The 15,792-nt window shown below is 59.8% G+C and carries 9 protein-coding genes and 2 rRNA genes; 10 read left to right on the top strand and 1 reads right to left on the bottom strand.

Annotation, left to right across the window (positions count from 1 at the left end; all coding sequences use genetic code 11):
* Both GCN75_RS05445 and rrf read left to right on the top strand, forming a co-directional pair.
* A 23S ribosomal RNA gene (locus GCN75_RS05445) occupies nt 1-86 on the top strand; the annotation flags it as partial.
* A gap of 138 nt (nt 87-224) precedes the next feature.
* Nucleotides 225-337 (top strand): 5S ribosomal RNA (gene rrf / locus GCN75_RS05440).
* Nucleotides 338-466: 129 nt separating this feature from the next.
* Here rrf and uraH read toward each other — a convergent pair.
* A complete protein-coding gene (gene uraH, locus GCN75_RS05435; protein ID WP_152281697.1) occupies nt 467-820 on the bottom strand; it encodes a hydroxyisourate hydrolase in 354 nt (117 codons plus the stop codon).
* A gap of 121 nt (nt 821-941) precedes the next feature.
* Between uraH and puuE the strand changes: the two genes are divergently transcribed.
* The 8 genes from puuE (at nt 942) to GCN75_RS05395 (ending at nt 15,791) form a co-directional block, all read left to right on the top strand.
* Entirely contained in the window at nt 942-1,895 is a 954-nt protein-coding gene (puuE, locus tag GCN75_RS05430; protein WP_152281696.1) for an allantoinase PuuE, read from the top strand.
* Between the two features lie 99 nt (nt 1,896-1,994).
* Entirely contained in the window at nt 1,995-3,461 is a 1,467-nt protein-coding gene (gene xdhA / locus GCN75_RS05425) for a xanthine dehydrogenase small subunit (protein ID WP_152281695.1), read from the top strand.
* A gap of 10 nt (nt 3,462-3,471) precedes the next feature.
* Nucleotides 3,472-5,817: a xanthine dehydrogenase molybdopterin binding subunit gene (xdhB, locus tag GCN75_RS05420; protein ID WP_152281694.1), complete on the top strand. Its 2,346-nt coding sequence runs from the start codon at nt 3,472-3,474 to the stop codon at nt 5,815-5,817.
* Between the two features lie 9 nt (nt 5,818-5,826).
* Nucleotides 5,827-6,894, top strand: a complete 1,068-nt coding sequence (gene xdhC, locus GCN75_RS05415) for a xanthine dehydrogenase accessory protein XdhC (RefSeq protein WP_152281693.1) — start codon at nt 5,827-5,829, stop codon at nt 6,892-6,894.
* 9 nt (nt 6,895-6,903) lie between these two features.
* Nucleotides 6,904-8,220 carry a guanine deaminase gene (guaD, locus tag GCN75_RS05410; protein WP_152281692.1) on the top strand — a complete coding sequence of 439 codons (1,317 nt, stop codon included), beginning with the start codon at nt 6,904-6,906 and terminating at the stop codon, nt 8,218-8,220.
* Between the two features lie 43 nt (nt 8,221-8,263).
* A complete protein-coding gene (locus GCN75_RS05405) occupies nt 8,264-9,766 on the top strand; it encodes an adenosine deaminase family protein (protein ID WP_152281691.1) in 1,503 nt (500 codons plus the stop codon).
* Nucleotides 9,767-10,559: 793 nt separating this feature from the next.
* Nucleotides 10,560-13,970 (top strand): TonB-dependent receptor, encoded by a 3,411-nt coding sequence (locus GCN75_RS05400; protein WP_152281690.1) that lies wholly within the window; start codon nt 10,560-10,562, stop codon nt 13,968-13,970.
* 111 nt (nt 13,971-14,081) lie between these two features.
* Nucleotides 14,082-15,791: a bifunctional metallophosphatase/5'-nucleotidase gene (locus tag GCN75_RS05395; protein ID WP_193317385.1), complete on the top strand. Its 1,710-nt coding sequence runs from the start codon at nt 14,082-14,084 to the stop codon at nt 15,789-15,791.
* The last annotated feature ends 1 nt before the right edge of the window (nt 15,792 follow it).

The following is a 15,792-nucleotide window of genomic DNA, read 5'->3' as shown; positions in this document are numbered from 1 at the left end:
CGAGACCAGGACGTTGATAGGCTGGGTGTGGAAGTGCAGTAATGCATTAAGCTAACCAGTACTAATTGCCCGTACGGCTTGTCCCTATAACCTTAGCAGGTACAGAGGATAAGACGGTACAACGTTGCGTGTGTGTTGATACATCTATTCATTACCCCAATCTTTGCTTCTTCCAGATTCAGGCTTTGTCGCTCCACTGAGGACAAATGCCAGTACAAGTTATGCCTGATGACCATAGCAAGTTGGTCCCACCCCTTCCCATCCCGAACAGGACCGTGAAACAACTTTGCGCCGATGATAGTGCTGCAACCAGTGTGAAAGTAGGTTATCGTCAGGCTTGTTATTCGCAGTAGAGAAAAACCCCGCCAGCAATGGCGGGGTTTTTTTTCGTCTGGCGGTTTTGTTTTGTCAGCAGACAGGCGTAAAAAAAGCAGCGCTGCGCGCTGCCTTTGTCATCTAACGTCGCTTAACTTCCGCGATAAGTCGAATACGACCACGGCGACACCACCAGCGGCACGTGATAATTTTCATCGGTATGCGCAATGCCGAAGGCCAGGGTGACCAGGTCGATGAAACGGGGCGCAGGCAAGTCGACGCCCTGGGCGGCGAAATAGTCGCCTGCGTTGAACACCAACTCGTACTGGCCCGCCTTCATGCTGTCGCCCTCCAGCAATGGCGTACTGCAGCGCCCGTCGCTATTGGTCATATCCATCTTCAATAACACTTTGCCTTCCGGCGCGACTGAAAACAGGGCTACCTTGACGCCGGCTCCCGGTTTACCGTGGGCGATATCGAGTACATGCGTGCTGAGTTTTCCCATTTGCTATCCTGTATATAGGGTGAGTGAATGTGCTTATTGTGCAAATCATATACTGGCGACTGCGCCGGGCTATATGATTGGGCATATAGCCAACATTGTCCTCCTATAGGCGCGTCTCCGCATGAACAATTACGAACATTATCCACGCGACTTGATCGGCTATGGCCGCACGCCACCCCATCCGCAATGGCCGGGCAAGGCCCGTATCGCCCTGCAATTCGTCCTCAACTACGAGGAAGGGGCGGAAAACAGCGTGCTGCATGGCGATCCCGCCTCGGAAACGTTTTTATCGGAAATGATCGGTGCGGCCGCTTTTCCTGCGCGCCACCTGAGCATGGAGTCGATCTATGAATACGGCTCGCGCGCCGGACTGTGGCGCTTGCTGCGCATGTTCGAGGAGCGGCACCTGCCGCTGACCGTGTTTGGTGTCTCGATGGCCCTGAAGCGCAATCCGGAGGCCGTGGCTGCCTTCCAGGAACTGGGGCATGAAATCGCCTGCCACGGCTTGCGCTGGATTTCCTATCAAAACATGGACGAAGCGACGGAACGCGAACACATGCGCGAAGCCGTGCAGATCATCCGCGAATTGACGGGTTCCGCGCCGCAAGGCTGGTACACGGGGCGCGATTCGCCCAACACGCGCAAACTGGTGGTCGAGCATGGCGGTTTCCGCTACGACGCCGATTATTACGGCGATGATTTGCCCTTCTGGGACAAGGTGGCGTACACGGATGCGGCCGGCATGCCGGCCGTGCAGCCGCAGCTGATCGTGCCCTACACCCTGGACACAAACGATATGCGCTTTGCCGCCATGCAAGGCTTTAATTCGGGCACGCAGTTTTTCGATTATCTGAAGGATGCCTTCGATGTACTGTATGCGGAAGGCGATCCGAACGGCTTGAATCAGCCGAAGATGCTGTCGGTAGGCTTGCATTGCCGGCTGGTGGGGCGCCCGGGACGGGCGGCGGCGCTGGCGCGCTTCCTCGACTATGTGCAGGGCCACGAACACGTATGGATCACGCGCCGCATCGATATCGCCGAGCACTGGCATGCGACGCATCCGTTCCAGGCCTGAGTTTTATTGATATAGGATGATAAGTAAAATCAGTCTTTGCATATAGTTGTCTCATATGCCGGTGTTAATCTCCTATACTGGGACTATACCGAGGCCAGCATGTCAGAACCGATCCGCTTTTATTACCGTGGTGCCGTACAGGAAGTACGCAACGCCGCCCCTACGCAGACTGTGTTGCAGCACCTGCGCGAGGATTTGCATTGCACGGGCACCAAGGAAGGCTGCGCCGAAGGCGATTGCGGCGCTTGCACGGTCGTCATCGGCAGCCTGGTCGATGGCCAGGTCGAGATGAAGGCCGTCAATGCCTGCATCCAGCTCACGCCCACCCTCGATGGCAAGGCCCTGTTTTCCGTCGAAGACTTGCTGCAGCCCGACGGCGCCCTGCATCCGGTGCAGCAGGCGATGGTCGAGTGCCACGGTTCCCAGTGCGGTTTTTGCACGCCCGGCTTTGTCATGTCCTTGTGGGGCATGTACCTGAAGAAAAACGGCGAGACGCCCACGCGCTGCGAAATCGACGATACGCTGTCGGGCAATCTGTGCCGCTGCACGGGCTACCGCCCCATCATCGATGCCGCCAGGCGCATGGGCGAATTGCCCCATGTGACCTTCGACCGCGCTGCCCTGGCGCAGCAACTACAGGCGCTGCAGCGCGGCAGCGCGAGCACCTATGAACACGGGGGGCAGCACTTCCACGCGCCGCGCAGCATCGACGAACTGGTGGCGCTGCGCGCGGCAAAGCCGCAAGCCTGCCTGCTGGCCGGCTCCACCGACGTGGGCCTGTGGGTCACCAAGCAACTGCGCGATCTGGGCGACATCATTTATCTCGGCAACGTAGCAGCGCTGAAATCCATCGCCGTGGACGACGGCAAGCTGCACATCGGCGCTGGCGCCAGCCTCAACGACGCTTACGGGGCGCTGTGCCAGCATTACCCCGAGGAATTGTCGGAACTGTGGCAGCGCTTTGCTTCCTTGCCGATCCGTAATGCCGGCACCCTGGGCGGCAATGTGGCCAATGGTTCGCCCATCGGCGACTCGATGCCGTGGCTGATTGCGCTGGGCAGCGAGATCGTGCTGCGCGGCGCGGGCGGCCAGCGGATCATGCCGCTGGAAGACTTTTATCTCGGCTATCAGAAGAAAGACTTGCTGCCCGGCGAGTTTGTCGAAGCCGTGCGCGTGCCCTTGCCGCGTGCCGGTGTGCATTTCCGTACGTATAAGCTGGCCAAGCGTTTTGACCAGGATATCTCGGCCGTGTGCGCCGCGTTTGCCTTTGAGCTCGACGGCGAACGCATCGTCGATGCGCGCATCGCGTTTGGTGGCATGGCGGCCACGCCCCAGCGCGCGGCGCAGACGGAAGCGTTCCTGCGCGGACAAGCCTGGAGTGAGGAAAATCTGCTCATCGCCATGCGCTTGCTGGCCGACGATTACGCGCCGCTGTCCGATATGCGGGCCTCGACTGCCTACCGGATGACGACGGCGCAAAACCTGTTGCGCCGCTACTGGCTGGAAACACGCCCCGGTGCGCCGCTGCTGCGCACTGCCGTCAACGCCTACGCTTGCCGCGCCTGAAAGGACCAGCATGAACCATCCTGCCACGCCCGAACTGCAAGCGGCCGCCTGGGCCGCCGTGGGCAAGTCCAGCCCTCATGAATCGGCGCAATTGCATGTGCTGGGGCAAGCCACGTACACGGACGATATCGCCGAACTGCAAGGCACCTTGCATGCGGCGCTGGGTCTGTCTCAAAAGCCGCACGCGCGCATCACGGCCATGGATTTATCGGCCGTGCGCGCTGCGCAGGGTGTCGTCGCCGTCTATACGGCGCAGGACATTCCCGGCACCAATGATTGCGGTCCCATCATTCATGACGATCCCATCCTGGCCTTAGATCTGGTGCAATACGTGGGCCAGCCCATCTTCATCGTGGTGGCCGATACGCATGACCATGCGCGCCGCGCCGCCCGCCTGGCGCAGGTGTCGTACGAGGAATTGCCCGCGATCATGACCCCGCAGGCGGCCAAGGCGGCGCAATCGTATGTGCTGCCACCCATGCACCTGGCGCGCGGCAACTGCCAGGCGGCGTTCGAGAAGGCGCCGCATGTGGTCAAGGGGCAGTTGTATGTGGGCGGCCAGGAGCAGTTTTACCTGGAAGGACAGATTTCCTACGCGATCCCGAAGGAAGCGCAGGGCATGCTGGTGCTGTGTTCGACTCAGCATCCGAGCGAGATGCAGCACGTGGTGGCGCATGCGCTGGGTGTGCATTCGCATAACGTCACCGTCGAATGCCGGCGCATGGGCGGCGGTTTCGGCGGCAAGGAGTCGCAGTCGGCCCTGTGGGCGGCGGCCTCGGCCATCGCGGCGGCCAAGCTGAAGCGTCCCGTCAAGCTGCGCGCCGACCGCGACGACGACATGCTGGTGACGGGCAAGCGCCACTGTTTTTACTACGAGTACGAAGTGGGCTACGACGACGAGGGCCGGATCCTTGCCGCCAAGGTCGACATGACCACGCGCGCCGGCTATTCGGCCGACCTGTCCGGCCCCGTCGCCACGCGCGCCGTCTGCCATTTCGACAACACCTATTATTTGTCTGACGTGGATATCCGCGCCGCCTGCGGCAAGACGAATACGCAGTCGAACACGGCCTTCCGGGGTTTTGGCGGGCCGCAGGGTGCCATTGCCATCGAGTATGTGATCGATGAAATCGCCCGCCATCTACAACGCGATGCGCTCGATATCCGCCTGCTCAATTTCTATGGCCGCAACGATGCGGAAGGGCGCAATGTCACGCCGTACGGGCAAAAAATCGTCGACAACGTGATCCATGAACTCGTTGCCGAACTGGAAGAGAGCAGCGATTACCGGGCGCGCCGCCGCGCCATCGATGCCTTTAATGAGGCCAGCCCGGTTCTGAAGAAAGGGCTGGCATTCACGCCGCTGAAATTCGGCATCGCCTTCAACGTCACGCATCTGAACCAGGCCGGCGCCCTCGTGCACGTGTACGTGGATGGCTCCGTGCTGGTCAACCATGGCGGAACGGAAATGGGGCAGGGCATCAATACCAAGGTCATGCAGGTGGTGGCGCACGAGCTTGGCCTGGATCTGGAGCGGGTGCGGGCCACGGCCACCGACACCAGCAAGGTGGCGAACACGTCCGCTACGGCGGCGTCCACGGGCGCCGACCTGAACGGCAAGGCGGCGCAGGATGCGGCGCGCCAGATCCGTGAACGCCTGGCCGATTACGCGGTCAAACTGTACGGCGGCGTAGCGATTGACGTGCGCTTCTTCGACAACCATATTCACGTGCATGGTCACGTCGTGCCGTTTGCCGAACTGGTGCAGAAAGCGTATCTGGCGCGGGTGCAGCTGTGGTCGGACGGCTTCTATGCCACGCCCGGCCTGTCGTGGGACGCGAAGACGATGACGGGCCATCCGTTTTCGTATTACGCGTATGGCGCGGCCGTGGCTGAAGTGGTGGTCGATACCCTGACGGGCGAATGGAAACTGCTGCGCGCGGACGCCTTGTACGATGCGGGACAATCGCTCAATCCCGCGATTGATCTGGGTCAGGTGGAAGGCGCCTTTATCCAGGGCATGGGCTGGCTGACGACGGAGCAACTGTGGTGGAATGCGGCGGGCAAGCTGATGACGCATGCGCCATCGACATATAAAATCCCTGGCATTTCCGATTGCCCCGAAGATTTTCGGGTTAAGCTGTTCCAGAACCGCAACGTGGAAGACAGTATCCACCGTTCGAAAGCCGTGGGCGAGCCGCCGCTGCTGTTGCCGTTTTCCGTGTTCTTCGCCATCCGCGACGCCATTTCCAGCGTGGGCCATCACGCCGTGCAGCCGCCGCTGAACGCGCCCGCGACCAGCGAGGAAATCCTCAAGGCGGTCATGGCCGTGCAGGCGGCCGGCGTGGCTGTCTAGGAGCAGACGATGAGCGACTGGTTGACAGCGATGGAGAACGACACGCAGGCATGCGTGCTGGTGACAGTCGCCCTGGTGGAAGGTTCCGGGCCGCGCGAGGCGGGCGCGAAGATGCGCGTCAGCCTCGATGGCCAAATTGACACCATCGGCGGCGGCCACCTGGAATTGCGCGCAGTGGAAATTGCCAAGACCATGCTGGTCACGGGCGATACTCAAGCGCGGTTGGAACGTTTTGCGCTGGGACCCAGCCTGGGCCAATGCTGCGGCGGCGTCGTCTATCTTGCCTTTGAGCCCGTCGACGCCAGGCTGGCGGCAGTGCTGCACGCCTTGCGCGAGCGGCGCCAGCAGGATAGTTGGCGGTTGACGGCGCTCGATGGCGAACCCGTCTCGGCGCTGTTCGATGCGGCGGGCAGCCTGATTGCCGGAACGGCGGCGCAGGCGCCCGACACGTTTTCACGCGAACGCGGTACGCATGTGGCGCAGGATGGCAAGGGCCGGCGCTGGCTGGTCGATCCCTGCCTGGCACCGCGCGCGCACCTGACCCTATTTGGCGCCGGCCACGTGGGTGCCGCCATCGTGCGCGCCCTGGCCCACTTGCCCTGCAACGTGACCTGGGTGGATGAACGCGAAGACATGTTTCCCGCGCAACTACCGGATAATGTGCGCATCGCCGCCACCGACACACCCGAAGAATTCGTCGCCATGGCGCCGCCGGGCGGCAGCTATCTGGTCATGACGCATAGCCATGCGCTCGATCAGCGCTTAACGCAAGCCATCATGGAGCGCATGGACGCGGGCTGGTTTGGCCTGATCGGTTCGCAAACGAAACGCAAGCAGTTCGAGCACCGCCTGCAGGCGCGTGGCGTGCCGGACGAGCGCATCGCCGCCATGGTTTGTCCGATCGGCATGCCCGGCATCCGCAACAAGGCACCGGCCGTGATTGCCGCCTCCGTTGCCTGTCAGTTATTGATGGTGTGGGAGGAAGCCGCCGCGGCGGCCCTCGCTGCACCGCTGCGGCTGGTACCTGCCAGCGCGCCACCGCGGCGCAAGAAACGCGCCGCCATTCATCCGTTATAGAAAGAAGTCATGCCGATTGTTCCTGCCACATTGCAAGCTTACCGTGCCAGCTTGCTGCACTTCCACGCCGATCCCGCTTTCACCGAGGAGGCGCACGCCTGGCATGCCGATGGCTTGCTGATCGTGGCCGATGGCAAGGTCGTGGCCGCCGGCGATTACGCGCAACTGCAGGCGACTTTGCCTCCCGGCACGCATATCGTCGATTACCGGGGCAAGCTGATCGTGCCAGGTTTCATCGATACCCACCTGCATTTTCCGCAGACGGAAATGATCGCCTCGCCCGCTCCGGGTTTGCTGCCGTGGCTGGAAACATATACGTTTCCTACCGAACGCGCGTTTGAAGACCCGGTCCACGCGCGCGACGTGGCCGAGTTTTTCCTCGATGAACTGCTGCGCTGCGGCACCACGACAGCCATGGTGTATGGCAGCGTGCATCCGCAATCGGTCGATGCCTTCTTTGGCGCCAGCGAGGCGCGCGGCTTGCGCATGGTGGCGGGCAAGGTCATGATGGACCGCAATTGCCCCGAGTTCCTGCGCGACACGGCCGAGTCCGGCGCGCGCGAAAGCGAAGAACTGATCCAGCGCTGGCACAAGCGGGGCCGCTCGCTGTATGCGATCACGCCCCGTTTCGTGCCGACGTCCACCAATGAACAGATGCACCTGGCGGGCGAGCTGGCGCGCGCCTATCCCGATACCTATCTGCAAACCCACGTGTCGGAGAACGAAGATGAGTGCCGCTGGGTGCGCGAATTGCATCCGCAGGCGCGCAGCTACCTCGACGTGTATGACCAGTACGGCATGCTGCGCCCGCGCGCCATGTTTGGCCACTGCATCTGGCTCGATGAGCGCGATCGCGCGCGCATGGCGGAAACGTCTTCGGCAGCCGCCATTTGTCCTACGTCAAACCTGTTCCTGGGCAGCGGTCTGTTCGATTTCGAGCGGGCCGATGCGGCAAGAGTGTTGCTGTCGCTGGCGACGGACGTGGGTGGCGGCACCTCGTTCTCGATGTTGCAAACCATGAACGAAGCCTATAAAGTAGCACGCTTGAAAGGCAGCTATCTGCCCGCCTTGCGCATGTTTTACCTGGCGACCCTGGGCGCTGCGCGGGCCATGCAACTGGAAGGCACCCTGGGCAATTTCACGGCTGGCACGGAAGCGGACTTCATCGTGCTGGATAAACAGTCGACGCCGCTGCTGGCGCGCCGCACGGCCGGCTGTCAAAGCCTGGAGGAATTGCTGTTTGCCTTTGCCTTGCTGGGCGACGACCGGGCCGTGGCTGCCACGTATTCGGGCGGCCAGTGCGTGCATGTGCGTGCGCAGGGCTGACCTACCCGTTTTTCCACACGAACCACCCTGAGCGAGAACGCGTATGCACAATAAACTCACTAGTCTGGCGCTTGGCGCCGCGCTGGCATTGACTGGAACGGCGCAGGCCGCCAAGATCGTTGCCTCTCCGTCTTCCAATGAAGCGGCCACGGCGCGCCATTTTGCCGCCCTGGTTGCGGGCGCGCAGCCGAAGACAGCCGAGTTGAGCCTGTTCTTTTCCATGATGCCCAAGGGCGGTGATCTGCATCACCATTACTCTGGTGCCATTTACGCCGAGCAATTCCTCGACTGGGTCGACAAGGAAAACTATTGCGTCAACAAGACGACCTACCGCATCGAAAGCAACAAGGAGGTGGTGGCGGCCGAGCGCGCCAAGCCGGCCGCGCAGCGTGGATGCCTGTCGTCCACGGAAGTGTTTGCCGATGCGGGCCTGTATGCGGAACTGCTGCAGCGCTGGTCGACCAAGGATTTCTACAACCACGGCGCCATCCAGACGCCGCCGGACCGTACCTTCTTCGATACCTTCGGCTACTTCGGTCCCGTCGCATCGAGCAACACGGCCGATGGCTTGAAAACCCTGAAGCAGCGCGCCATCGCGGAAAACCTGAGCTATATCGAAACGATTTTCGAGCTGTCGCCATTCGTGCAGAACGCGCAGTTCGACCAGCAGGTGCTGGCCCCGGGCTTGACGCCGGCAGCGTTGCAAGCCGTGCTGGCCAACTGGACAGGCAGCCTGGAGCAGGATGCCGGCTTCCAGAAAAGCATCACGGCCTACAACGACAACGTGAACGCCAGCAGCGCCGGCATCGATGACGCCAATTTCACCATGCGTTACCAGGCGTACGTGCTGCGTTTCCTGTCGCCATCGCAAGTGTTCTCGTCCATGGTGGCCGCGTTCAAGGCAGCCAGCCTGAATCCGCTGCTGGTGGGCGTGAACATCGTGGGGCAGGAAAGCGTGAATGTGTCCATGCGCGACTACAGCCTGCACATGGAAATGTTCAAGTTCCTCAAGGCAAAATATCCGAACGTCAAAATCGCCCTGCACGCGGGCGAACTGGCGCTGGGCATGGTGCCGCCGGAAGGCATGACGTTCCATATTGCCGAAGCCGTCGACGTGGCCGGCGCCAACCGGATTGGCCATGGCATGGATATCGCGTACGAAAACAATGCGCTGGCGACCATGCAAAAGATGCGCGAACGGGGCATTCCCGTGGAAGTGAACCTGACCAGCAATGATTACATCCTTGGCATCAAGGGCCAGGCCCATCCGATTACCCTGTACCGCAAGTATGGCGTGCCCTTCGTGATCTCCACCGATGATGCGGGCGTGTCGCGCAATACCCTGTCGAATGAATACGTGCTGTTTGCCAGCCAGTACAAGACCGATTATGCGGAAATCAAAAAGCTGTCGTACAACAGCCTGCGGTATTCCTTCCTGGCGGAAGCGGATAAGCAACGTTTGCTGAAAGCACTCGATGCCCGTTTCACCCGCTTTGAAGCGGACATTGCCGCCGCCGACCGGGGCCTTAAAGGCAGCAAACCGTAAGTTGCGCGACGTTCATAACTGATACTCTCAGGGCGGCCGGATCTTCCGGCCGTTTTCTATTCCCCGCAGCAAATCACCGCGATGTTGTTTTGCCAATTTTGTGGCAGCCATGCGACACAATTAACGGCAGATGCACGACTTTATCCAATTTCCTGGATGAATCAATTTCAAGTACATATTGCTCATTTATAATCTCGCGCCATAAGCCCGGACGCTGTCAGCACGATATCAATCCAGCGCGTTACCCCATGCTATTTATATTTTAAATATATAAATATGTAAAAAAAAACGTATTTGTCATCCATTTTTTGATGATGCATAGTGGGATGAGTGTGATATTAAAAAGTCACAATTCATATGAACGATATCGTATGAAGATGGGTATTAGCAGTAAATAAAGGTGAGATGCAGAGTGAAACAAACAGTCGCGCAACTAAATGACGACATTCCTCTGTATTTTACCGCCGTGTCACAGTCTTGAAATATTTAACAATTACACTCGCGGCTTGCCATGTTCGCCGGGTAAGCCTGTCGGGTGAATGACACAGGAGCTAGCGCCCTGGGTCGTACGGATCGGTTGCAGTTTTTACCGCCGTTATTGTCTGAATAGGAAGAGTTGTGATGTGTGGAGCGGCGTTTTGTGATGGTCTTGTCAGGACCGCAGCCAGTCCAGCCGGCGTAACAGTTGCAGCATCGTAAAGAGGAAATGTTGTGTTTGTGTTGCTGTGCGGCGCAGCCGGATGGTGGGGCAATCCAGGATTTTCAAAAATAATAGTCTTTTCTGGGGTTAAAGATGATCAATCACAAGCGACTTCGGCTAACGCAAATCGCGTTAAGCCTGTCTATTGCACTGGCGGCGGCACCATCGTTCGCGCAGAACACTACGTCTTCCATTGGCGGCCGTATCTCGGCCACCGACGGCAAGCCGGCAGCTGGCGCACAGGTCAATATCGTTCACGTTGAGTCCGGTTCGGCCAGCAACGTGACCACCGATGCAGAAGGCCGTTATGTTGCACGCGGCCTGCGTGCAGGCGGTCCTTACACCATCACCATTACCAAGAATGGTGTGGTTGAAAAACGCGAAGGCGTGTATATCGCCCTGGCCGAAACGGCCAACGTCGACGCCACGCTGGGCGCCGATATGCAAGTGGTGAAAGTCAGCACCAATGCCATTCGCAACCAGGTGTTCAACCGCAACAACATGGGCGCCGGCACCAATATCGGCCCGACCGAACTGGCTACCCAGGCATCGATTTCGCGCAGCCTGCAAGACTATGCACGCGCCGACCCACGCCTGTCGCAAACCGACAAAGAGCGCGGTGAAATCTCCGTTGCCGGTCAAAACTCGCGCTACAACTCGATGACGATTGACGGCGTGGCCGTGAACGACACGTTCGGCCTGGAAGCGTCCGGTACCGCGACCGGCAAGCAGCCGATTTCGATCGAAGCAATCCAGTCGGTGCAGGTTAACGTTGCCAACTATGACGTCACCCAAAAAGGCTACACCGGCGCGAACGTCAACGCGGTGACCAAATCGGGCACCAACAAGGTCAAGGGTAGTGTCTACTACGCTTTCCGTAACGACACCATGTCGGGCGACCGCTACAACAGCACCGACGACACGTACTATGCACCGCCAAAATCGAAAGACACCACCAAGGGTATTACCCTGGGCGGCCCACTGATCGAAGACAAGCTGTTCCTGTTTGCAAACTACGAAAAAACCACCAGCTCGCGCGGCGCGCCAGCCTTTGGTCCTGTCGGCAGCGCCCAGACTAACGTTGCCATTACGCAAGGCGCCATCGATAGCGCGGTTGCTATTGCCAAGGATAAGTACGGCATCAATGCCGGTACTTCGGCAGTTCCTGCGGGTTCCGAATTCACGGCGACGGAAAAGCTGCTCAAGCTGGACTGGAACCTGACCGACACCCAGCGCATGATGCTGCGTTACACCAAGACCGAACAGTCCGAGCCGATTTACACGGGTTTTTCCGGCACTGGCCTGTCGCTGAGCTCGTACTGGTATGACCAGAACAAGAGCCTGGAAACCCTGGTTGGTCAATGGACCGCCGAGTGGACCCCGACCTTCTCGACCGAAGTCAAAGTGTCGTCGCGCGATTACGACAGCGTACCGCGCAACAACGCTTATCTGCCGGCAATTGGCCTGCAGTTCAGCGGCGCGCTGCCAGCTGGCGCCCCTTCGAGCCTGGCTACCGGCAACCGCTTCCTGAACTTTGGTACCGAAATGAGCCGTCAGCGTAACATTCTTGGCACCAAAACCAAGGATTTCTACGCAGCCGGTACTTGGTCGCTGGGCGACCATGAAGTCAAGTTCGGCACCGACTACAGCAAGAACGACATCTATAATGCGTTCCTGCAAAACGTCAACGGTAACTACACCTTCGGCTGTATTAACAGCAGCGCCACGTTTGCCTATTCATTCGGCGCCATCAACTGCGGTACTGCCACGGCAGCGCAATTGCAGGCAGCCGTGCTGGAAAACTTCAGCCGTGGCCGTCCTAGCTCGTACACCTATCAGGTGCCACAAGCAGGCCGTACGCTGGACGATGCCGTGGCGACGTTCTCGCTGAAAAACATCGGCCTGTTCCTGCAAGATACCTGGGAAGTCAACAAGCAGCTGACGTTGACCGCCGGCCTGCGTATCGACGGTACCCGCATCGGCGAAAAGCCGATCTACAATGCGCGTGCAGCAGAGGCAACTATCGCCCGTACCACGCCTAACGGTCGTCAGACCGGCGGTTTCGGTATTGATAACTCGCATACGATCGACGGCGAAAACCTGTATCAGCCACGTTTTGGCTTCAACTACAAGCTGGAATCGGCGCGTCCGACGCAAATTCGCGGCGGCTTCGGCTTGTTCCAGGGTGCGGCAATGAGTGTCTGGCTGGGCAATCCTTACCAGAACACCGGCATGGCAACGCAGAACATTACCTGCGCCTCGTCGGCAGGTACCTGCCCGACCACGGATGGCTTCTTCAATGCCGATCCAACCAAGCAGCCAATGAGCGTGCCAGCGGTTATCCCGGCAATGAAGGTCGATGCCCTGAGCCCGAATCTGGCACAACCATCGGTATGGAAAGCCAACCTGGCCATCGAACATGAGTTGCCATGGATGGGCCTGATTGTCAGCGCGGAATACCTGCGTTTCCAGACCAAGAGCGCGATTTACTACGAAGAGCTGAACATGGGCGCGCCAACGGCAACCGGTAGCGATGGCCGTCCTATGTACTATGGTCCTAACGCCTACAACACGGCTTGCTGGAATGCAAATGGCGCCTTGATCGGCGGCGCCAGTTGCAGCGCCTTGACCAAGGCTGGCAGCAATGCCGCGTTTGGCCAGGTGCTGATGGCTAAAAATACCGACAAGGGCGAATCGAACGTGCTGACCCTGTCGGTGCGCAGCCCGACTCGTGATGGCCTGTCGTGGGGCTCGTCGTACACCTATACCGATGGCACTGAAGTATCGCCGCTGACGTCGTCGACCTCAAGCTCGAACTGGGGCTCGCGCGCCGTGTTCAATCCGAATGAAAACGTGGCGTCCAACTCGAACTATCTGGTCAAGGATCGCTTCACCGCCAACGTCAACTGGCAAAAACGTTTCTTCGGCGAATACAAGACCACCTTCGGTCTGTTCTATGAAGGCCGTAGCGGCAAACCATATAGCTGGACCATCAACAATGACTTGAACGGTGACGGCCTGGCCGGCAACGACCTGATGTACATCCCTAGCGCGCCAGGTTCGGGCGAAGTGGTGTTCTCCGGTGCGACGCCAGCAGCGCGCGCCGCCAACGAGGCAGCGTTCTGGAAAGTGGTCAACGCCAATGGCGACCTGCGCAAAGCCAAAGGTGGCGTGATCGGCCGTAACGAGAGCTTTTCTCCATGGACCAACAGCTTCGATGTACGCATGAGCCAGGAAGTACCGGGCTTCTTCAAGGGTAACAAAGGCATCATTACTTTCGATATCCTGAACGTCGGTAACCTGCTGAACCGCAAATGGGGCCGTATCAATGAAGTGGGCTTCCAGAGCGCCGGTGGCCAGGTGCGCAGCTTTGTTGACTATGTCGGTATGGAAAACGGCAAGTATGTGTACAACACCCGTCCTGTGGTGGAAAGCCTGGAAACGCGTCAAGTCAAGGGCGAATCGCAATGGGCACTGCAAGCGACGATCAAGTACGAGTTCTAATCTCGTCCTTGCCCCGTAGCTTGGCAAACTAAAAAACGGCTGGTGGCGACACCAGCCGTTTTTTTTATAGACCAGATGGTTTACCCTTTCTCTTTTTGACATATTGATTCCATGGCTCACTTCTTACGCACTCCGGTCGCCAGCGCGGCCCTGATTCTGACCCTGTCCGGCTGCAGCAATTTCGCTTCCGCGCCACAGGCTGCGCGCAGCGGCCCGATTGAAGTGAACCTGGTTGCCCTGAACGATTTTCACGGCAATCTCGACCGCAGCAAATTTACCTACACGAGCGCTGCCGATGCCGAGCGCAAGACGGTGCAGGCGGGTGGCATCGATACCCTGTCCGGTGCATTGAAGGCGTGGCGCCGCGAAGATGCGCAGCTGATTTTTGTCGGCAATGGCGACCTGGTCGGCGCCAGCCCTGCCATGTCGGCGCTGTGGGCCGATGAGCCCAGCATCGTGGCCATGAACATGCTGGGCATGAAGGCCAGTTCCGTCGGCAACCATGAATTTGACCAGGGCAAGGCGGAATTGCTGCGCCAGCAGCACGGCGGCTGCGAGTCTTCGCGCGCCGACAAGGCGTGCAAGTTCACGCCCGATTTCAAGGGCGCCAGCTATACCTATATGGCGGCCAATGTGATCGATACGCAGACGGGCAAGTCCCTGCTGCCCGCCTACCGCATCGAAGAGGCGCATGGTGTCAAGGTGGGCTTGATCGGTGCCGTGCTGAAAGATACGCCGTCCGTCGTGACGGCCGCCGGCATTGCCGGCTTGCAGTTCGGCGACGAAGCGGACGCCATCAACGCCACCTTGCCGCAGTTGCGCGCGCAGGGCGTGGGCGTGTTCGTCGTGTTGCTGCACCAGGGCGGCGAGACCAAAGAAGCCGTCGACCAGCCCGATTGCAGCCACCTGAAGGGCGAAGTGGTGGACGTGGTGAAACGTCTCGACCCGGCGATTCAGCTGGTCATCAGCGGCCATTCGCATCAGGGCTATCTGTGCCGCGTCGATGGCCGGCTGGTGACGCAAGCACAGATGGGTGGACACATGCTGACGCGCATCAAGCTCAAGGTCGATCCCGTCAAGAATGCCGTGATCGATGCCAGCGCGCAAAACGTCGTGATGCTGCCGGGTATGTATGAGCCGGATCCTGCCGTGGCAGCCTACCTGGAATCAGTGAAGCAGCGCAGTGCACAAGAATTGTCGCGTCCCGTGGCTGCCATCGCCGTGCCGAACGTGGGCCGCAGCACCAAGGGCAGCGGCGCTTCCGCGCTGGGCGACCTGGTGGCCGACAGCACCCTGTTTGGCGCGCGCGCAGCCGGCGCGCAGATTGGCCTGATGAACAATGGCGGCATCCGCAAGGACCTGGAAGCGGGCGCCGACCTGATGACGAATGTGGGGCAGAACCAGGCCGTGGTGCCATTTGGTAATACGCTGATCGTCGTCAGCCTGTCCGGCGCGCAAATCCGTACCTTGCTCGAGCAGCAATGGCCGGGCAGCGTAGCGGAGGACAACAATCTGCTGCAAGTGTCCGAAGGTTTTAGTTACCGCTGGGACAGCACGCAGCCGCAAGGCCAGCGCGTGCTGCCGGGCAGCATCATGCTCGATGGCAAGGTCATTGAAGATAATCAACAATACCGTGTCGCTGCCAACAGTTTCCTCGCTGGTGGCGGCGACCGCTTCACCGTGCTGGCGGCCGGCACGCGCCGGCTCGATACGGGCGTGCGCGACATCGATGCCTTCAGCAATTACCTGATTGCCCGCGCGCGCGCCGGCAAGCCGGCCGGCAGCGCCACGGCAGCGGGCCGCATCGTGCGCGTCAAATAAC

This window comes from Janthinobacterium violaceinigrum, assembly GCF_009208555.1.
Lineage (GTDB): Bacteria > Pseudomonadota > Gammaproteobacteria > Burkholderiales > Burkholderiaceae_D > Janthinobacterium > Janthinobacterium violaceinigrum.
Note: the sequence above shows the minus strand (reverse complement) of the source record. Positions and strands in the feature narration are given on the sequence as shown.

Excerpts from the sequence above, each read along its gene's own strand:
- uraH (WP_152281697.1), bottom strand. The coding sequence starts at position 820 with ATGGGAAAACTCAGCACGCATGTACTCGATATCGCCCACGGTAAACCG.
- xdhA (WP_152281695.1), top strand. The coding sequence starts at position 1,995 with ATGTCAGAACCGATCCGCTTTTATTACCGTGGTGCCGTACAGGAAGTA.
- xdhB (WP_152281694.1), top strand. The coding sequence starts at position 3,472 with ATGAACCATCCTGCCACGCCCGAACTGCAAGCGGCCGCCTGGGCCGCC.
- puuE (WP_152281696.1), top strand. The coding sequence starts at position 942 with ATGAACAATTACGAACATTATCCACGCGACTTGATCGGCTATGGCCGC.
- guaD (WP_152281692.1), top strand. The coding sequence starts at position 6,904 with ATGCCGATTGTTCCTGCCACATTGCAAGCTTACCGTGCCAGCTTGCTG.
- GCN75_RS05405 (WP_152281691.1), top strand. The coding sequence starts at position 8,264 with ATGCACAATAAACTCACTAGTCTGGCGCTTGGCGCCGCGCTGGCATTG.
- xdhC (WP_152281693.1), top strand. The coding sequence starts at position 5,827 with ATGAGCGACTGGTTGACAGCGATGGAGAACGACACGCAGGCATGCGTG.
- GCN75_RS05400 (WP_152281690.1), top strand. The coding sequence starts at position 10,560 with ATGATCAATCACAAGCGACTTCGGCTAACGCAAATCGCGTTAAGCCTG.
- GCN75_RS05395 (WP_193317385.1), top strand. The coding sequence starts at position 14,082 with ATGGCTCACTTCTTACGCACTCCGGTCGCCAGCGCGGCCCTGATTCTG.